At 70.1% G+C, this 18,868-nt stretch carries 16 protein-coding genes; 10 read left to right on the plus strand and 6 right to left on the minus strand.

Annotated elements, in window-relative coordinates:
- Positions 1–9 precede the first annotated feature (9 nt).
- From HMPREF2914_RS09760 to HMPREF2914_RS09770, 3 genes are read left to right on the plus strand one after another with little or no spacing between them, the layout of a single operon-like run.
- Positions 10–1,485 (plus strand): mannitol dehydrogenase family protein, encoded by a 1,476-nt coding sequence (locus HMPREF2914_RS09760; protein ID WP_023091769.1) that lies wholly within the window; start codon positions 10–12, stop codon positions 1,483–1,485.
- Complete coding sequence (xylB, locus tag HMPREF2914_RS09765; protein WP_073668271.1) at positions 1,482–2,990, plus strand: xylulokinase; 1,509 nt, start codon at positions 1,482–1,484, stop codon at positions 2,988–2,990. Before HMPREF2914_RS09760 ends, xylB begins: the two co-directional genes overlap by 4 nt.
- A 41-nt stretch (positions 2,991–3,031) precedes the next feature.
- The gene (locus HMPREF2914_RS09770) at positions 3,032–3,964 is read left to right on the plus strand and encodes a carbohydrate kinase family protein (RefSeq protein ID WP_023091767.1); all 933 of its coding nucleotides are present in this window, start codon (positions 3,032–3,034) and stop codon (positions 3,962–3,964) included.
- Positions 3,965–3,994: 30 nt separating this feature from the next.
- Here HMPREF2914_RS09770 and HMPREF2914_RS09775 read toward each other — a convergent pair whose 3' ends face one another.
- On the minus strand, positions 3,995–5,230 hold the full coding sequence (locus HMPREF2914_RS09775; protein WP_015502896.1) for an NAD(P)/FAD-dependent oxidoreductase: 1,236 nt from the start codon (positions 5,228–5,230) through the stop codon (positions 3,995–3,997).
- A gap of 418 nt (positions 5,231–5,648) precedes the next feature.
- Between HMPREF2914_RS09775 and HMPREF2914_RS09780 the strand changes: the two genes are divergently transcribed.
- From HMPREF2914_RS09780 to HMPREF2914_RS09810, 7 genes are all read left to right on the plus strand, one after another.
- The gene (locus HMPREF2914_RS09780) at positions 5,649–6,884 is read left to right on the plus strand and encodes an SfnB family sulfur acquisition oxidoreductase (RefSeq protein ID WP_023091766.1); all 1,236 of its coding nucleotides are present in this window, start codon (positions 5,649–5,651) and stop codon (positions 6,882–6,884) included.
- A 10-nt stretch (positions 6,885–6,894) separates the two neighbouring features.
- Positions 6,895–8,112, plus strand: a complete 1,218-nt coding sequence (locus HMPREF2914_RS09785) for an SfnB family sulfur acquisition oxidoreductase (RefSeq protein ID WP_003089457.1) — start codon at positions 6,895–6,897, stop codon at positions 8,110–8,112.
- Between the two features lie 17 nt (positions 8,113–8,129).
- Entirely contained in the window at positions 8,130–9,518 is a 1,389-nt protein-coding gene (locus HMPREF2914_RS09790) for an LLM class flavin-dependent oxidoreductase (RefSeq protein ID WP_023091765.1), read from the plus strand.
- A gap of 31 nt (positions 9,519–9,549) precedes the next feature.
- Positions 9,550–10,344 carry a MetQ/NlpA family ABC transporter substrate-binding protein gene (locus HMPREF2914_RS09795; protein WP_009316120.1) on the plus strand — a complete coding sequence of 265 codons (795 nt, stop codon included), beginning with the start codon at positions 9,550–9,552 and terminating at the stop codon, positions 10,342–10,344.
- Positions 10,341–11,450, plus strand: a complete 1,110-nt coding sequence (locus HMPREF2914_RS09800) for a methionine ABC transporter ATP-binding protein (protein WP_073668270.1) — start codon at positions 10,341–10,343, stop codon at positions 11,448–11,450. The genes HMPREF2914_RS09795 and HMPREF2914_RS09800 overlap by 4 nt, the downstream gene beginning before the upstream one ends.
- Positions 11,434–12,087, plus strand: a complete 654-nt coding sequence (locus HMPREF2914_RS09805; protein WP_003111646.1) for a methionine ABC transporter permease — start codon at positions 11,434–11,436, stop codon at positions 12,085–12,087. The genes HMPREF2914_RS09800 and HMPREF2914_RS09805 overlap by 17 nt, the downstream gene beginning before the upstream one ends.
- 177 nt (positions 12,088–12,264) lie before the next feature.
- Entirely contained in the window at positions 12,265–13,392 is a 1,128-nt protein-coding gene (locus tag HMPREF2914_RS09810; RefSeq protein ID WP_003124592.1) for a glycerophosphodiester phosphodiesterase, read from the plus strand.
- 65 nt (positions 13,393–13,457) lie between these two features.
- Here HMPREF2914_RS09810 and zapE read toward each other — a convergent pair whose 3' ends face one another.
- From zapE to msuE, 5 genes are all read right to left on the minus strand, one after another.
- Positions 13,458–14,612, minus strand: a complete 1,155-nt coding sequence (zapE, locus tag HMPREF2914_RS09815; RefSeq protein ID WP_023091763.1) for a cell division protein ZapE — start codon at positions 14,610–14,612, stop codon at positions 13,458–13,460.
- Positions 14,613–14,783: 171 nt separating this feature from the next.
- Complete coding sequence (locus tag HMPREF2914_RS09820) at positions 14,784–15,914, minus strand: sigma-54 interaction domain-containing protein (protein WP_003089463.1); 1,131 nt, start codon at positions 15,912–15,914, stop codon at positions 14,784–14,786.
- Positions 15,911–17,095: an acyl-CoA dehydrogenase family protein gene (locus HMPREF2914_RS09825; protein WP_003089464.1), complete on the minus strand. Its 1,185-nt coding sequence runs from the start codon at positions 17,093–17,095 to the stop codon at positions 15,911–15,913. Before HMPREF2914_RS09825 ends, HMPREF2914_RS09820 begins: the two co-directional genes overlap by 4 nt.
- A gap of 29 nt (positions 17,096–17,124) precedes the next feature.
- Positions 17,125–18,270 (minus strand): FMNH2-dependent alkanesulfonate monooxygenase, encoded by a 1,146-nt coding sequence (ssuD, locus tag HMPREF2914_RS09830; protein ID WP_003104713.1) that lies wholly within the window; start codon positions 18,268–18,270, stop codon positions 17,125–17,127.
- Between the two features lie 9 nt (positions 18,271–18,279).
- Positions 18,280–18,840 (minus strand): FMN reductase, encoded by a 561-nt coding sequence (gene msuE / locus HMPREF2914_RS09835; protein WP_003089470.1) that lies wholly within the window; start codon positions 18,838–18,840, stop codon positions 18,280–18,282.
- Between the last annotated feature and the right edge of the window lie 28 nt (positions 18,841–18,868).

The following is an 18,868-nucleotide window of genomic DNA, read 5'->3' on the forward strand; positions in this document are numbered from 1 at the left end:
AACCCACCGATGAAACTCAACCGGCAGCACCTCCCCCTGCTGGCGACCGCTGTCGCCCGCCCGTCCTACGACCCCGCGCAACTGCGCCAGGGCATCGTCCACATCGGCGTCGGCGGCTTCCACCGCGCGCACCAGGCGGCCTACACCGACGCCCTGATGAACCGCGGCGAAGCCCTCGACTGGGCGATCTGCGGCGCCGGCCTGCGCAGCGACGACCGCGCCATGCACGACGCCCTGGCCGCCCAGGACTACCTCTACACCCTCTACGAGCTGGGCGACCAACCGGACACCGAGGTCCGCGTGATCGGCGCCATCAGCGGCATGCTGCTCGCCGAGGACGGCGCCGAGGCGCTGCTGGAAAAACTTGCCGAGCCGGCCATCCGCATCGTCTCGCTGACCATCACCGAAGGCGGCTACTGCATCGACGACGGCAGCGGCGAGTTCCTCGCCGAGTTGCCGCTGGTGCGCCACGACCTGGCCAACCCGCGGACCCCGCGCGGGGTCTTCGGCTTTCTCTGCGAGGCTCTGCGGCGGCGCCGCGACACAGGCGTGCCGGCGTTCACCGTGATGTCCTGCGACAACCTCCCGCACAACGGCGAGGTGGCGCGCAAGGCGCTGCTGGCCTTCGCCGAACGGCTCGACCCGGGGCTGGCGCGCTGGATCGCGACGCACGTCAGCTTTCCCAACGCCATGGTCGACCGCATCACGCCGATGACCAGCCCCGCCCACCGCCGCCAACTGGCCCAACGGCACGGCGTGGAAGACGCCTGGCCGGTGGTCTGCGAACCCTTCGTGCAATGGGTGCTGGAAGATCGTTTCAGCGCTGGGCGCCCGGCCTGGGAAAAGGTCGGCGTGCAGTTCACCGACGACGTCACGCCCTACGAGGAGATGAAGATCGGCCTGCTCAACGGCAGCCACCTGGCGCTCACCTACCTGGGCTTCCTGCGCGGCTACCGCTTCGTCCACGAGACCCTCGGCGACCCGCTGCTGCGCCGCTACGTGCGGGCCTTCATGGACCGCGACGTGGCCCCACTGCTGGCGCCGGTACCGGGGATCGACCTGGAGCGCTACAAGGACAGCCTGGTCGAGCGCTTCGCCAACCGCGCCATCGCCGACCAACTGGAACGGGTCTGCTCGGACGGCTCGTCGAAGTTTCCCAAGTTCATCGTCCCCACCGCCAATCGGCTGATCGCCGCCGGCCGCCCACTGGAACGGGTGGCCCTGGTGGTGGCGGCCTGGGCGCTGTACCTGGGCGGGGTCGACGAGCATGGCGAGCACTACCCGATTCCCGATCCGCGCGCCGCCGAATGCCAGGCGCTGGTTGCCGAACGCCACGGCCTGGGCCGGCGCCTGCTCGGCGTGGAGACCGTGTTCGGCCCGGCGATCCCGGCCTCGGCGGCCTTCGTCGAGGCCTTCGAGCGGCTCTACGACAGCCTGCGCCGGCACGGCGTCAGCGAAACCCTGCGCCAGGTACTCGGCGAATGACTCCGGAGGGCCGCATGCACGGATTGTTCCTCGGCATCGATTGCGGCACCCAAGGCAGCAAGGCGCTGCTGCTCGACGCCGGCAGCGGCTGCACGCTGGGCCTGGGCAGCGCCGCGCAGCGCCCGCCGGAAGGCCGCGACGGACGCCGCGAGCAGGACCCGGCGGACTGGCTGGAAGCCATGGCCAGCGCGGTACGCATGGCCCTGGAAGAAGCCGCGGTGGACGGCCGCGAGGTCCGCGCCCTGGCGGTTTCCGCCCAGCAGCATGGGCTGCTCCTGCTCGACGCCGAGGGCCGGGCGCTGCGCCCGGCCAAGCTCTGGTGCGACACCGAGAGCGCGGCGGAGAACCGCGAGCTGCTGGAAGCCCTCGGCGGCCCGGCCGGCTCGCTGGAACGCCTGGGGCTGGTGCTCGCGCCGGGCTACACGCTGTCCAAGCTGCTCTGGAGCAAGCGACGCTTTCCCGAGCTGTTCGCCCGCGTCGCGCATATCCTCCTGCCCCACGACTACCTCAACCACTGGCTCACCGGCCGCGTCTGCAGCGAAGCGGGCGACGCCTCCGGTAGCGGCTACTTCGACGTGCGCCGGCGCACCTGGGCCAGCGACGTGCTGGAGCTGGTCGAGCCGGGCGGACGCCTGGCGGCAGCGCTGCCGGAGCTGATCGAGCCCGGCGCCTGCATCGGCAACCTGCGCCCCGAAGCGGCCGCCGCCCTTGGCCTGGCTCCCCACACGCGGGTCGCCGGCGGCGGCGGCGACAACATGCTCGCCGCCATCGGCACCGGCAACATCCGCCCCGGCCTGCTCACCGCCAGCCTGGGCACCTCCGGCACCCTGGCCGCCTATGCCGAGCGGCCGCTGGTCAGTCCGCACGGCGAGCTGGCGACCTTCTGCGCCTCGTCCGGCGGCTGGCTGCCGCTGGCCTGCACGATGAACCTCACCGGCGCCTGCGGCCTGGTACAGGACCTGCTGCACCTCGATCTCGACGAATTCTCCCGGCTGGCCGCCCAGGCGCCGGTCGGCGCCGAGGGTCTGCTGATGCTGCCGTTCTTCGACGGCGAGCGGGTTCCGGCGCTACCGCACGCCAGCGCCAGCCTGCATGGCATGACCGCGGCCAACCTGAGCCGCGCCAATCTTTGCCGGGCGGTGCTCGAAGGCACCGCCTTCGGCCTGCGCTACGGCCTCGACCTGCTGCGCGCCAGCGGCCTGCCGGGCGAGGAAATCCGCCTGGTCGGCGGCGCGGCGAAGAGCCCGCTGTGGCGGCGGACGCTCGCCGACCTGCTCGGCCTGCCGCTGGTCTGTCCACGGCAGACCGAGGCCGCCGCCCTTGGCGCGGCGCTCCAGGCGGCCTGGAGCCTGGGCCGCGAAAGCGGCGCCGGTGAAAGCCTGGAAGCCCTGTGCCGGCGCTGCGTGGCGCTCGACGAGGCGACCCGCACCCAGCCCCAGGCGCGACGACAGGCAGCCTACGAACAGGCCTACCGGCGTTACCTGGAGCACCTGCCTCCGCGATAATGGCCGGCTTTCCTTCCTCTTCTGGCGTTTTGGAGATCTGCATGTACCTGGTGTGTGGCGAGGCCCTTTTCGATGTCTTCAGCCTGGAAAGCGCTGCGCGCAGCAACGAGCTGGGCTTCACCGCGATCGCCGGCGGCTCGCCGTTCAACGTCGCCGTCGGCCTGCGCCGGCTGGGCGTGGAGGCGGCGCTGTTCGGCGGGCTGTCCAGCGACTACCTGGGCGCGCGGCTGCGCCGGGTGCTCGAAGAAGAAGGCGTGGACTGCGGCTTCCTGGTGCCCAGCGACGCCCCGACCACCCTGGCGATGGTCGGCCTCGACGCCAGCGGCTCGGCGCAATACCAGTTCCGCGGCGAGGGCTGCGCCGACCGCCAGGTGCGCCTGGAACACCTGCCGACGCTGGATGGGCGGATACGCGGGCTGCACGTCGGCTCCTACACCCTGGTGGTGACGCCGGTGGCCGACACCCTGCTGGCGCTGGTCCGGCGCGAGAGCGGCCGGCGCCTGGTCAGCCTGGATCCCAACGTGCGCCTCGACCCGCAGCCGGACATCGACCTCTGGCGGCGCCGGGTCGAGGCCTTCGCCAGTCATGCGCACCTGATCAAGGCCAGCGAGGAAGACCTGGCCCTGCTCTACCCCGACCGCGATCCCGGCGAGGTGGCCCGCGGCTGGCTGAACCCGCACTGCCGGCTGGTCTTCGTCACCCACGGCGGCGCCGGCGCCAGCGTACACTGCACCCACGGCAGCTGGAGTCGCCCGGCGGATACCGCCCTGGCGCTGCGCGATACGGTCGGCGCCGGCGATACCTTCCAGGCGGCGACCCTCGCCTACCTCCGCCGCCTCGACGCCGACAGCCCGGCCGGGCTAGCCGCGCTGTCGCGGGAAGCGATCGACGCGATGCTCGCCTTCGCCATCCGCGCGGCGGCGGTCACCTGCTCGCGGGTGGGGCCGGACCTGCCGTTCGCCCACGAGCTTTGAGGCCGGTCAGGCCGAGGGCTGCCGCCCGGTCTAGCGCCCCGGCCGCGCCAGCCACTCCCGGCCCTTGAGCATGGCGTTCCAGTACACCCAGGGCAGTACGTGGCGCTTGAGCAGCCAGGCGAAGCGGCTGGCCGCGGTGGGCTCCAGCGGGAAGGTCGGCAGCAGCTTGCCGGCGTAGCCGAACTCCGCCAGCACCACCCGGCCGCGCTCGACGGTCAGCGGGCAACCGCCGTAACCGTCGTAGCGCAGCGGCAGGCCACGGCCGCTGCGCAGGCCGAGAAGGTTCTCGGCCACCACCACGATCTGCTTGCGCGCCGCCGCCGCGGTCTTCGCGTTGGCGGTGCCGCAGACATCGCCGAGGGCGAAGATCTCGCCATGGCGGACATGTTGCAGGGTCGCCGGGTCGACTTCGCACCAGCCGGCCGCGTCGCCCAGGCCGCTGGCGGCGACGAAGGTCGGCGGCAGTTGCGGCGGCACCACGTGCAGCAGGTCGAAGTCCTTTTCCGCCAGATTGGTGTTGCCGTCGGCGTCCTTCACCTCGAACCAGGCCTTGCGCGCCGCGCCGTCGACCTTCACCAGGTTGGAATTGAACGCCAGCTCGGCCGAATACTTGCGCACGTATTCCATCAGCGGCGGAACGAAATCGGCGACGCCGAACAACGCCGCGCCGGCCAGGTCGAACTCGACCTCGATGTCTTGCAGCACGCCCTCCCGCAGCCAGTGGTCGCAGGACAGGTACATGGCTTTCTGCGGCGCCCCGGCGCACTTGATCGGCATCGCCGGCTGGGTGAACAGCGCCTTGCCGCCACGCAGGCCGCGCACCAGCTCCCAGGTATAGGGCGCCAGGTCGTAGCGGTAGTTGGAGGTGACGCCGTTGCGCCCGAGGGTCTCCTCCAGGCCCTCGATGCGCTCCCAGGCCAGGCGCAGGCCGGGGCAGACGATCAGGTTGCGGTATTCCAGGCTGCCGCCGCTCTCCAGCAGTAGCCGGCGCGCCTCGGGGTCGACCCGCTCGACACGGGTGCGCAACCACTCCACGCCGGCCGGGACCAGCCCGGCCATCGGCCGCGCGGTGTCGCCCTGGGCGTAGGCGCCGCCACCGACCAGGGTCCAGCCCGGTTGGTAGTAGTGGGTGTCCGCCGGCTCGATCAGGCTGATACGCAACCCCGGCGAACGTTTCAGCAGGCTGGCGATCACGCCGATGCCGGCCGCGCCGCCGCCGATCACGGCGATGTCGGTGGTGAGTTCTGAAGCGTTAGCGCTCTGCATGGGAGTTCCTTCGACGATCCGAGTGGGTGGGCGCGCGCCAGGCCGCCGCGCGCGAAACCCTATCACCCTAGCAGCACGGCGCCGGCGCGCGGCATCCGGCTGTAATCCGCCGGTAACTGTTGCCCTGGCAACAGCGGAGCAACAGGCAGCGCCCGCGGACCAGCAAAAACTGTTGGAGTAAATCGACAACCCTTTGATTTTCCTATGGATTAGCAAACGGCACGGCTTGTGCAAACAGACCTGGCAGAGGCTTGGCGATCGCGCCAGCCACCTATCCGAACTGCCAGAGGTGCCCAGCGAGCATGTCGTTACCGCCTGTTTCCCCTCCCTTCTCCAGGCGTTCCACCCGCACCACCGAACCCGCGAGCCGCGCCACACCGATGCCGCTGGCGGAACCACCACGCTGCAAGGCTGAACCATGACCGACGAAACCGCACCCAAGGATCTTCGTGACCAGGCGCCCCGGCTACTCCCGGCACGCCTCATCGAGAACGACGCCCAGGCGTTGCAGGCCGCCCACGAGGTAGCCGGGCTGGCCCGTCGCGAAGCGGCGCTACGCGACCGCGAACGACGCCTGCCCTGGCAGGAACTGGAACTCTTCACCCGCCTCGGCCTGGGCGGCATCGGCATTCCCCGCGCCTATGGCGGCGCGCAGGTTTCCCACGTGACCCTGGCCGAGGTGTTCCGCGTCATCTGTGCCGCCGACCCGGCCCTCGGACAGATTCCGCAGAACCAGTTCGGCCTGCTCAGCGTGATCGACAACGTCGCCAGCCCGGCGCAGAAACGCAAGCTGTTCCGTGGCATCCTCGACGGCCGCCGGCTGGCCAACGCCGGCCCGGAACGCAATACCCGCCATACCCTGGAGCTGAAGGCGCGGGTCCGTCGCGACGGCGACGGCTACCGGGTCAGCGGCGAGAAGTTCTACTCCACCGGCGCCTTGTTCGCCCACTGGGTGGCGGTCAAGGCCATCGACGAGGAAGAGCGCGCGGTGATGCTCTTCGTCGAGCGCGGCGCTCCCGGCCTGCGCATCGTCGACGACTGGTCCGGCTTCGGCCAGCGCACCACCGCCAGCGGCACGGTACTGCTGGACGAGGTTCCGGTAGCCGGCGACATGCTGATCCACAACGGCCTGCTGGCCGAGATCCCGAGCCTCCAGGGCGCCGTCTCGCAACTGATCCAGGCCGCCATCGACGCCGGCATCGCCCAGGCGGCGCTGGACGACACCCAGGCGTTCGTCCGCGAACGCAGCCGGCCCTGGATCGACGCCCAGGTCGAACGCGCCAGCGACGAGCTTTACAGCATCGCCGAGGTCGGCCGCCTGCAAATCGAGCTGCACGCCGCCAACGCCCTGCTGGAGAAGGCCGGCCAGGTCCTCGACGAAGTGGCCGCGCGGCCGGTGGACGCCGAGTCGGCGGCACGCGCCTCGATCGCCGTGGCCGAGGCCAAGGTGCTGAGCACCGAGATCAGCCTGGCCGCCAGCGAGAAGCTCTTCGAGCTGGCCGGCAGCCGCGCCACGCTCGCCGAGTTCAACCTCGACCGGCACTGGCGCAACGCCCGCACCCACACCCTGCACGACCCGGTACGCTGGAAGATCCACGCGGTCGGCGACTACTACCTGAACGGCGCCCGTCCGGCGCGTCACTCATGGATCTGAGGAGCGCCCGATGAGCCTCGCACACGCTACGCGCGACAATCCCACGGCCGCTGCCCATCGCATCGGCAGCGACGACGAAGCCCTGGAAACGGCCCGCGAGCTGGCCGCCCTGTTCGCCCGCGAAAGCATCCAGCGCGACCGCGAGCGGCGCCTGCCGCTGGAAGAACTGGAACTGTTCTCCCGCTCCGGCCTGTGGGGCATCGCGGTGCCCCGCGAATACGGCGGGGCCGGCGTCTCGCGGGTGACCCTGGCGAAGGTGGTGGCGATCGTCAGCGCCGCCGACAGTTCCCTGGGGCAGATTCCGCAGAACCATTTCTACGCCCTCGAAGTGCTGCGGGTGAACGGCTCGCCGGCGCAGAAAGGTCGCCTGTTCGGCGCCGCCCTGGCCGGCGAGCGTTTCGGCAACGCCCTGGCCGAGATCGGCACGCGTACCGCCAGCGAGCGCCGTACCCGCCTGCGCGCCGACGGCGACGGCTACCGCCTGGACGGGCGCAAGTTCTACTGCACCGGCGCACTCTACGCGCAGCGGGTGCCGACCCTGGCGGTGGACGACGAGGGCCGCCAGCAACTGGCCTTCGTCCCGCGCGACAGCGCCGGGCTGGAAATCGTCGACGACTGGTCCGGCTTCGGTCAACGCACCACCGGCAGCGGTTCGGCGCTGTTCGACCGGGTAGCGGTGGCCGCCGAGGACGTGGTCTCGTTCCAGGACGCCTTCGAGCGCCCGACCACCGTCGGCCCGCTGGCGCAGATCCTCCACGCGGCGATCGACGCCGGGATCGCCCGCGGCGCCTTCGAGGACACCCTGCGTTTCGTCCGCGAGCGCGCCCGGCCCTGGGTCGACTCCGGCGTCGACAAGGCCAGCGACGACCCACTGACCATCCACGAGATCGGCCGCCTGGCGATCCGCCTGCACGCCGCCGAAGCGCTGCTGGAGCGTGCCGGGCGGGTGCTCGACCGGGCCACCGCCGAGCCGGACGCGGAAAGCGTGGCGGCCGCCTCGATCGCCGTCGCCGAAGCCCGCGCGCTGACCACCGAGGTCGCCCTGCTGGCCGGCAGCAAGCTGATCGAGCTTGGCGGCAGCCGCGCCTGTCTCGCCGAACTCGGTCTCGACCGCCACTGGCGCAACGCCCGCGTACACACCCTGCACGACCCGGTGCGCTGGAAGTACCACGCAGTCGGCGACTACTACCTCAACGGTCGCCTGCCGCCACGCCGCGGCACGCTCTGAACGCCGAAGGAACCGCCATGAGCAAGAAGCAGATTCTCCTAAACGCCTTCAGCATGAATTGCGTCGGCCATATCAACCACGGCCTCTGGACCCACCCGCGCGACCGCTCCAGCGACTACCGCAAACTGCGCCACTGGACCGAGCTGGCCCGGCTGCTGGAGCGCGGCCTGTTCGACGGCCTGTTCATCGCCGATATCCTCGGCGTCTACGACGTCTACCAGGGCGGCATCGAGGTGACCGCCCGCGAAGCCGTCCAGTTGCCGGTGAACGACCCGCTGATGCTGGTCTCGGCCATGGCCGGGGTCACCGAGCACCTGGGTTTCGGCGTCACCGCCAACCTCACCTACGAGGCGCCCTACCCGTTCGCCCGGCGGCTCTCGACCCTCGACCACCTGAGCGACGGGCGGATCGGCTGGAACATCGTCACCGGCTACCTGGAAAGCGCGGCCAAGGCCATGGGCCAGTCCGCGCAGATCGAGCACGACCGCCGCTACGACCGCGCCGACGAGTACCTGGAGGTCCTCTACAAGCTCTGGGAGGGCAGCTGGGAAGACGACGCGGTGCTCGCCGACCGCCAGCGACGGGTCTACGCGCGGCCGGAGAAGATCCACAAGGTCCGTCACCATGGCGAGTTCTACCAGGTCGAGGGCTACCACCTCGCCGAGCCCTCTCCACAGCGCACCCCGGTGCTGTTCCAGGCCGGCTCCTCGGAGCGTGGCCTGGCCTTCGCCGCGCGCCACGCCGAATGCGTGTTCGTCTCCGGACAGACCCGCGAGGCCACCCGCCAACTGGTGCAGCGCATCCGCGCGGCGGTGGTCGGCGCCGGCCGTCGCGCCGAGGACATCAGGATCTTCATGGGCATCAACGTGATCGTCGCCGCCACCGCGGCCGAGGCCCGCGACAAGCATGCCGAGTACCGCCGCTACGCCAGCCCCGAGGCCGGCCTGGCGCACTTCGCCAGCTCCAGCGGCATCGACCTGTCGCGCTACGGGCTCGACGAACCGATCCGCTACGAGAAGAACAACGCCATCGAGTCGGTGGTGAAGAACCTCACCGTGGCGCGCACCGACTCCACCGTGCGCAAGCTCCTCGACCAGTTGGCCCTGGGCGGCCGCTACGTGACCCTGGTAGGCGACCCGCGCCAGGTCGCCGACGACCTCGAAGGCTGGATCGCCGATACCGGCCTGGACGGCTTCAACCTGACCCGCACCGTGGAGCCGGAGAGCTACGCCGACTTCATCGACCTGGTGGTGCCCGAGTTGCAGGCACGCGGCAGCTACAAGACCGCCTACGCCCCCGGCACCCTGCGGGAGAAGCTCTTCGGCGGCGGCCGCGCGCGCCTGCAGGCGGAACACGCCGGCGCCGCCTTCCGCCAGCCCCCGGCCGCGCACCAGCGCCAGGCCTGACCCCACTTTCCCTTTCGTTCAGGAGCCCACCATGCTGAACACCCTGAAAACCCTGAGCCTGGCCGTCCTCCTCGGCAGCGGCCCGGCCCAGGCCGCCGACGCCCCGCTGAAGATCGGCACCACCGCCGCCTTCGCCCCGCCGCTGGAAGTCGCCGTGAGCGAAGCCGGCAAGCAGGGGTTGAAGGTCGAACTGGTCGAGTTCAGCGACTGGAACGCCCCCAACATCACCCTCGCCCAGGGCGACATCGACGCCAACTACTTCCAGCACGTGCCCTTCCTGGAAAACGCCAACCGCGAAGGCGGCTTCCGGCTGAAGCCGTTCGCGCCGGGGATCATCAACAACGTCGGGCTCTATTCGAAGCGCTACGCCAGCCTCGCAGAGTTGCCGGAAGGCGCCAGCGTGGCCATCGCCAACGACCCGATCAATGGCGGCCGCGGCCTGCAACTGCTACAGAAGGCCGGCCTGCTGAAGCTCAGGGACGGCGTCGGCTACAAGGCGACCCTCGACGATATCGTCGACAACCCGAAGGACATCCGCATCACCGAGCTGGAGGCGGTGCAACTGGCGCGCGCCCTCGACGATTTCGACCTGGCCCAGGGCTACCCGCACTACCTGCGCCTGGCCGGGACTATCGACCCGACCCGGGCGCTGCTGTTCGACGGGATCGACAACCGGGAATACGTGATCCAGTTCGTCACCCGCGGCGACTACCAGGACCGCGACGGCCGCCTGGCGCGCTTCGTCGACATCTACCAGCATTCGCCGGTGGTCCGCGCCGCGCTGGACAAGGCCCATGGCACGCTGTACCAGCCGGGCTGGGAGTGACGACCATGACCGTTCCCCCGAGCCTGCTGCCCCTCGAACCGTTCCCGACGGCGCCCGACACGCCCGCCTCCACGCCGCACATCCGTCTCCACGGCCTGGGCAAGCGCTACCCCGGCGGGGTCCAGGCCCTGCGGGAGATCGACCTGGAAATCCGCCGCGGCGAAGTGTTCGGCATCATCGGCCGCAGCGGCGCCGGAAAGTCCTCGCTGATCCGCACCCTCAATCGCCTGGAGCGTCCCAGCGAGGGGCAGGTGCTGATCGACGATGAAGACATCGGCGGCTACGACGGCCAGCGTCTGGTCGCCCTGCGCCGACGCATCGGCATGATCTTCCAGCACTTCAACCTGATGTCGGCCAAGACCGTGTGGCAGAACATCGCCCTGCCGCTGCGGGTGGCCGGGGTGCCCCGGGCACGGATCGAGGAGCGGGTCGCCGGGCTGCTGCAACTGGTCGGCCTGGAGGAAAAACGCGACGCCTACCCGGCGCAGCTCTCCGGCGGGCAGAAACAGCGCGTCGGCATCGCCCGCGCGCTGGTGCACCAGCCGCAGATCCTGCTCTGCGACGAAGCCACCTCGGCGCTGGACCCGGAGAGCACCCAGGCGATCCTCGCGCTGCTGCGCGACATCAACCGCCGGCTGGGCCTGACCATCGTCCTGATCACCCACGAGATGGCGGTCATCCGCGAGATCTGCGACCGCGTGGTGGTCCTCGAATGCGGCCGCATCGTCGAACAGGGCGAAGTCTGGGAAGTCTTCGGCGATCCGCGCCATGCCGTCACCCGAAGCCTGCTCGGCAGCCTGCGCGCCGCCCTCCCGGCCGACCTCCAGGCGCGCCTGCGCCAGGCTCCCGGCGCCGGCGACCCGGTGCTGCTCGATCTCCAGTACACCGGCGCCAGCCGACGGGTGCCGGACCTGCTGGCCATCGCCAGGGCCATCGGCCAGCGCGTCGACCTGCTCCACGGCGGCATAGAGCGGATCCAGGGCCGCGCCCTGGGGCGCCTGCTGCTACAGGTCGGCGCGCCGCCCGGCGAGCTTCCCGGCGTGCTGGCCAAGGCCGCGCTGGTGGCGGACAAGGTGGAGGTGCTCGGCCATGTCGCCCATGCTTGAACGGCTCTGGCAAGGTTTCCTCGATACGCTGCTGATGATCGGCGCGTCCTCCGCCATCGTCCTGCTGGTGGGTATCCCGCTGGCCCTGGTGCTGGTCACCACCGGGCCGGGCGGGATCTTCGAGGCGCGCCTGCTCAATCGCATCCTGGGCGGTCTGGTCAACGTGCTACGCTCGGTACCCTTCCTGATCCTGATGGTGGCGCTGATTCCCTTTACCCGGATGATCGTCGGCACCAGCTATGGAGTCTGGGCCGCGGTGGTGCCGCTGACCATCGCCGCCACGCCGTTCTTCGCGCGGATCGCCGAGGTCAGCCTGCGCGAAGTCGACCACGGCCTGGTGGAGGCGGCCCAGGCGATGGGCTGCGAACGCCGCCACATCATCTGCAACGTACTGTTGCCGGAGGCGCGACCGGGCATCGTCGGCGGCTTCACCATCACCCTGGTGACCATGATCAATTCCTCGGCCATGGCCGGCGCGATCGGTGCCGGCGGCCTGGGCGACCTGGCCTACCGCTACGGCTACCAGCGCTTCGACACCCAGGTGATGCTCACCGTGATCATCGTCCTTGTGCTGCTGGTCACGTTGATCCAGTTCGGCGGCGACCGCCTGGCCCGCCTGCTGAACAAACGCCTGTAGAATCCGCCCTCCCGGCCTGGGAGGGCTGGCGCTTTGCCGAGGGCGACAGGAACCAGCGTCGCCGCGACAGCGCATCTTTCCCCGCGCCGGACAGACCTGTATCTGTCGTCCTGCGGTCATCCGGCGACGCCAGACTGGTCGGCAATCCCGTGAAAAAGAAAGAAGGAAAGGCGCCTCATGCGGCAAAGATTCTGGCAAGGAACATTCAAGACCCTGGGCCTCCTCGGCCTGACGGCGGGGCTCGCCGCCCAGGCCGCGGAGCCGTCCGGCAAGGCCCTCAGCGCCGCCGCCGGCGTGCCCTGGCCGGCGGTCATCGCCCACCGCGGCGCCTCGTACGACGCCCCCGAGGAAACCGCCGCGGCCTACCTGCTGGCCCGCGACCTCGGCGCCGACTACCTGGAAGCCGACGTGCAGCGCAGCCGCGACGGCGTACTGGTCGCCCTCCACGACGACACCCTGGAGCGCACCACCGACGTCGCCGAGGTCTTCCCGGGGCGCGCCAAGGACCCGGTGAGCAGCTTCACTCTCGCCGAACTCAAGCGCCTGGACGCCGGCTCCTGGTTCAATCGCGCCTTCCCCGAGCGCGCCCGGCCCGGCTTCGTCGGCCTGCGCATCCTCACCCTCGACGAGATGCTCGACATCGCCGAGGGCGGCGCCAACAAGCCGGGCCTGTACCTGGAGACCAAGGTACCGGCGCAATTCCCCGGCATCGAAGACGACCTGCGCAAGCTGCTGGAACGCCGCGGCTGGCTGCAACCCCGCGAGCGCGCCGCCGCCGGGCATGTCGACGTGGCCCACGGCAATGGCCGGGTGATCCTGCAGACCTTCGAGAAGAGCAGCCTGGAACTGCTGCAAGAAAGCATGCCGCAAGTGCCGAAGATTCTCCTGCTGTGGCTCGGCGACGGCTACCTGGAAGCCCGCTCGCCAGTGACCTTCAAGGAATCCGGGGAAACCGACAAGGCGGCCTTCTACGCCAGGCAGGAAGTGAAGTCCGAAGCCGAGTTCGGCGCCTGGCTGGACTGGGCCAAGGCCCACGGCGCGCTGGGCACCGGGCCCTCGGCGACCCTCAGCGAACGCGGCGAACAGAGCTACGCCGACCTGGTGAAACCCTGGATGAACCGCATGACCCACGCGCGCGGGTTGTTCATCCATGCCTACTCGGTGGACTCGGCGGAAGACTTCAAGGCCCTAGGCGCGGCCGGCGTCGACGGTTTCTTCACCAACCGCACCTCGGAACTGCTGAAGTTCCAGGGCCGCCCGGCGGCGCAAGACATGGACGCGCTGCTGCGCCGGCACGGCTACTGAGCCTCGGCCTGGCCGGCGGATGAGCGCGGGCGGCCATCCGCAGTTCCCGCTTCGGCGGCGCGGCGCTAGCCGGCGCTGTCGCTGCCGAAGCGTGCCAGCTGCATCTCGCGCAGCCGGCTGAGGGTGCGACGGAAGGCGAAGGCCAGGTAGCCCTCGGTATAAAGTGCCTCCAACGGCACCCTGGCCTCCAGGTAGAGCGGCACCTTGCGGTCGTAGCATTCGTCCACCAGGGCGATGAAGCGCCGCACGCCGTCGTCGTGCACCGACAACTGCGGCAATTCGCGATCCCCCGCCTCCACCAGTTGCGCGCCGTCCTCGGTGCCACGGGCTATGCGGCCTTCGCGCTGGCTGGCGCTCAGGCACGGCAGGTCGTCCATCAGGATCGCCCGGTAGCGGTCGCAAAGGCCGATGAAGTCCAGCGCCGACAGCGGTACCTCGCAGAGCTGCGCATAGCTGCACCAGAGCACCGACTCGCTGTGCCGGCGCACCGCCAGCGGGCGGTGCCCCAGCTCGATGGGCTGCGCGGACACCACTTCGCCGGCGCTCAGGCGCGCGAAGAGTTCGGCGAAACCGCCCGCCTGCCCCGCCTCCACCACCCAGTAGCGTTGCTCGGCCCGGCCGGGATGCAGGCGGTGGTCCTCGCCGCCATCCACCGCGACCACCGCCATGTGCCGCTGGATCGCCTCGATCGCCGGGAGGAAGCGTTCGCGGTTGAAGCCGTCGGCGTACAACTGCTCCGGCGGCTGGTTGGAAGTGGCGACCAGCACCACGCCCTCCTCGAACATGATGCGCAGCAGGCTGCCGAGCAGGATGGCGTCGCCGATATCGCTGACGAACAGCTCGTCGAAGCACAGCACCCGCACGTCCCGCGCCAACTCGCGGGCCAGGGCGCGCAACGGGTCGGCTGTACCGGTCAGTTCGAACTGGCGCTGGTGCACCCATTGCATGAAGTGGTGGAAGTGCTGGCGCCGCGCGGGCACGCGCAGGCACTGGTAGAAGTGATCCATCAGCCAGGTCTTGCCGCGTCCTACCGGTCCCCACAGGTAGACGCCCTGGATCGCGCCGTGGCGGTGCGGCTCGTGCAGGGCCTGGAAACAACGCTCCAGCGCCTCGGCGGCGCGCCGCTGCGCCTCGTCGGGAGCGAAACCGCGCTGTTCCACGGCCTGACGATAGGCGGCGAGCGGCGACGTGGCCGGCAGATCGGGAGAGGTATCGGGCATCGGACGGTTCCACCTGGCGCAGAGCGCGGAGCCAGACGCTCCGCAAAGCGCCGAGTCTACTGCGCCCGGCTGGGTTTGGGCGAATGCCGCAGCGCCGGCACGGCGGATAGTCGCGGGAGGTTGGCCGAATAACCGCTTGCGCTTATCCGCCGCGATCCCGAGCGCCTGAACTCAGATCGACAACCGCACCGCCCGCTCGCCATCGATCCGCTGGCCACCGCGCTTGTTCACCACCAGCTCGCCGATGGCGATCAGCCGCGTGCGCGTGACGTTGCGGCTGAGTCCCAGCAGGTTGGCGGTATGCACCTGGTTGCCATGGCAGAAACGGTACGCCGCGCGCAGCAGGGCATCCTCGACCCGCCCATGGAGGTTCTCGCCCTGCTCTTCGAACAGCCGCTGGAAAGCCTGCTGCAACAAGTGCTCGGCGGCGCCGCTCGCCGGGACCCCGCGCGCCAGCTCCTCGCCACGCTCCAGGCGCAGGTTGGACAGGTGCAGGTCATCGGCGCGGATCAGCCCGTCGCGGCAGATCAGCAAGGTATGGTGGATGACGTTCTCCAGCTCGCGGATGTTCCCCGGCCAGGAATAGGCGCGCAATTTCTGCGCCGCCTCCGGGCTCAACTGGCTCTGGCCGTAGCCCAGGCGACGGCTGTATTCGGCGATGAAGTGGCGGGTCAGCGGCAGGATGTCGCCGGGTCGCTCGCGCAACGGCGACAGCTCCAGGCTGACGACATTGAGCCGGTAGTACAGGTCCTCGCGGAAGTGCCCGGCGTTGATCGCCCGCTCCAGTTGCACGTTGGTCGCCGCCAGCACGCGCACGTCGATGGGGATGCTCTTGCGCGAACCCAGGCGCACCACCTCGCGCTCCTGCAACACGCGCAGCAGCTTGACCTGGATCGGCATCGGCAGGTCGCCGATCTCGTCGAGGAACAGGGTACCGCCGTTGGCTTCCTCGAACCAGCCGGCCTTGGCCGCCAGGGCGCCCGTAAAGGCGCCCTTCTCGTGGCCGAACAGCTCGGCTTCCACCAGCGACTCGGAGAAAGCCCCGCAGTTGACCGCCACGAACGGGCCGTTGCGCCGCGCGCTGAGGTTGTGGATATGCCGCGCCACCAGTTCCTTGCCGGTGCCGGTCTCGCCGATCACCAGCACGCTGGCCTCGCTCGGCGCCACCTGGCGCAGGTGTTCGAGCAGGGCCTGGGACTTCGGGTCCTCGAAGACCTGGGCGGTGGCGCGGATCGAGGTCGCCAGGTTCGGCGAACGTGGCAGCGTCAGCAGCCGGTCGGGAGTATGGGTAGAAGCGTTCATGAGTAGAAGGTCGGTTGCGGCGGTGACTGGTTCAGCGCCCAGTCGCCCAGCTCGCGGATCTTGTAGTCCAGCGGGTCGTGCAGGGTCTGGGTGCGCAGGTTGCGCCAGTAGCGGTCCAGGCGCAGGGCGGCGTGAGTGGAGCGGGCGCCGGTGACTTCGAACATGCGGTTGCACAGGTCGAGGCCGTTGCGCGTCGCGGCGACCTTGGCGGCGGCGATGGCCAGGGCCAACTGGCCGCGCTCGCTGGCGTCCAGCGCCGGGCCCTTGGACCAGGCGGCGTCAAGGCGTTGCGCGGCGCGCTCGACCAGCGCCCGGGTGCTTTCCAGGCCGACCCAGAATTCGCCGTAGCGCGCCAGCACATAGGGGTCGGCATTGGCCTCGGCGACCTCGGAGCGGAACCACGGTCGCGCTTCGCGCAGGGTGTACTGGCGAGCCTCCTCGAAGGCGCCTTCGGCGATGCCGAGGAACACCTCGGTGAAGATCAACTGGGCGATCAGCGGCCGCAGGCAGGCGAACGGCGTGCTCAGCGGCCCGGGATCGAGCAGCAACTCGCTCTCCTCCACCCGCACTCGCTCGAAGATCGCGCTGCCGCTGTCGGTCTGCCGCTGGCCCATGTTGTCCCAATCCTGGCCCAGGCTGATACCGCTGCGCGCGGTGGGGATGGCGGCGATCAGCAGCGGCCCGCCCTCGCCGTCCAGCGCCGAGGCGATGAGCATCTCCGAATCGCGGGCGCCGGAGCAGAAGCTCTTCTTCCCGGAGAACTCGCGCCAGCCGTCGAAGCGCCGGGCCACGGTACGGTTGTCCAGCGGGTTCAGCGCGTTGCCCCAGAACCAGCGGTTGCGCGCGGTCAGCTCGAACCACGGCTGCCATTGCTCGGGCCGCGAGAACAGGCGCACGGTGGCCAGCATCAGGTGCTGGAAGCCGTAGACGTGGGCGATCGAGCTGTCGACCCGGGCCAGTTCGCGCACGGTTTGCAGGGTTTCGCTCCAGCTCGCCCCCAGGCCGCCGTATTCGCGCGGAATGATCAGCGACAACAGGCCGCTGCGGCGCAACGCGTCGCGCTCGGCCTTCGGGGTGCCGCCGGCGACGTCGCGCTCGGCGGCGTTCTCGGCGAAATCGGCGGCCAGGCGCCGGGCAATCTGCAACGGCGTTTGCGCCTCGGGGCGGGTCTTCGCATTCACAGGGCGTTTCTCCTCGGGGGCACGGCCGCTCAAGCGCCGGCGCGAGCCGGCAGCACGTCGTTGGCAATCATTTCGCCGAACGGCCCGGTCAGGTTGGTCAGCCCACGGCCGGCCAGGCTGGCGTAGGGTTCGGGCAGCAGCGGGAAGACCAGTTCGGCGAAGCGGTAGGCCTCTTCCAGGTGCGGATAGCCGGAGAAGATGAAGCTGTCGATGCCAAGCTCGGCGTACTCCCCGATGCGCTCCGCCACCTGCCGCGGATCGCCGACCAGCGCGGTGCCGGCGCCGCCGCGCACCAGGCCGACCCCGGCCCAGAGGTTCGGCTGGATCTCCAGGCGATCGCGGCGGCCGCCGTGCAGCGCGGCCATGCGTCGCTGGCCTTCGGAGTCGAAACGGGCGAAGGACTGCTGCGCGGCGGCGATGGTCTCGTCGGAGATGTGTTCGATCAGCCTGTCCGCGGCGCGCCAGGCTTCTTCGGCGGTTTCGCGGACGATCACATGCAGGCGGATGCCGAACTTCACCGTACGCCCATGGCGAGCCGCTCGCTGGCGCACGTCGGCGATCTTCGCCGCCACCGCCGGCAACGGCTCGCCCCAGGTCAGGTAGACGTCCACCTGTTCGCCGGCCAGTTCGTGGGCGGCCTCCGAGGAACCGCCGAAGTACAGCGGCGGATACGGCCGTTGCAGCGGCGGATAGAGCGCCTTGGCGTTCTCCACGTGGATGTGCTTGCCGTGGAAGTCCACCGCCTCGCCCTGCAGGACGCGCCGCCAGACCCGAAGGAACTCGTCGGTGACCTCGTAGCGCTCGGCGTGGCCGAGGTGGATGCCGTCGCCGCGGTTCTCGTCGGGATCGCCGCCGGTGACCACGTTGATCAGCAGGCGCCCGCCGGACAGGCGGTCGAGGGTCGCCGCCATCCGCGCCGAGACGGTCGGCGAAACGATTCCCGGACGGATCGCCACCAGGAAGCGCAGGCGCTCGGTCAGCGGCGCCAGCGCCGAGGCCACCACCCAGGAGTCCTCGCAGGAGCGTCCGGTGGGGATCAGCACGCCGTGATAGCCAAGGCTGTCGGCCGCCTGTGCCACCTGCTTCAGGTAAGGCAGCGAGACCGGCCGCGCGCCCTGGCTGGTGCCGAGGAAGTGGCCATCGCCGTGGGTCGGGAGGAACCAGAACACGTTCATCGGCGCACCTCAGGCGATCTTCAACAGTTCGGAGCGTCCGCCGAACAGCGGCGCGGCGCGCTCGGCGGCGAGGCGGATGCGCGCCTTCAGCGGCTCGCTGACGATCCGGTAGTTGTCGAAGTCGGCCTCGCTGGCATAGACCCCGATGGGCAGGGTGATCGCCTGGAAGAAGCTGAACAGCGGGCGCAACTGGTGGTCGAGGACCAGCGCGTGGCGCTCGGTGCCGCCAGTGGCGGCGAGCAGCACCGGGGTGTCGATCAAGGCGTTGAGGTCGATCAGGTCGAACAGGTGCTTGAGCAGGCCCGGATAGGAGCCACGGTAGACCGGCGAGGCGACCAGCAGCAGGTCGGCGCTTTCGATCTCGTCGAGCACCGCCTGCAGTTCCGCCGGCGCCTGGTTGCGCGCCAGGGTAGCGCCCAGCGGCGCGGCGATGTCGGTCAGCTCGATGACCCGGCTGTCGATCGGCAGCGACTGGCCAAGCTCGGCGATCAGGGCCTGGGTGAGTACCAGGGTGCGGGACGGGCGATAGGTGCCGCCGGAGACGGCGACGACTTTGAAGGGGCTGGTCATGGGATTTCCCTGTGGACTGTTGCGCTAG

It is taken from the genome of Pseudomonas sp. HMSC067G02 (assembly GCF_001813485.1).
Lineage (GTDB): Bacteria > Pseudomonadota > Gammaproteobacteria > Pseudomonadales > Pseudomonadaceae > Pseudomonas > Pseudomonas aeruginosa.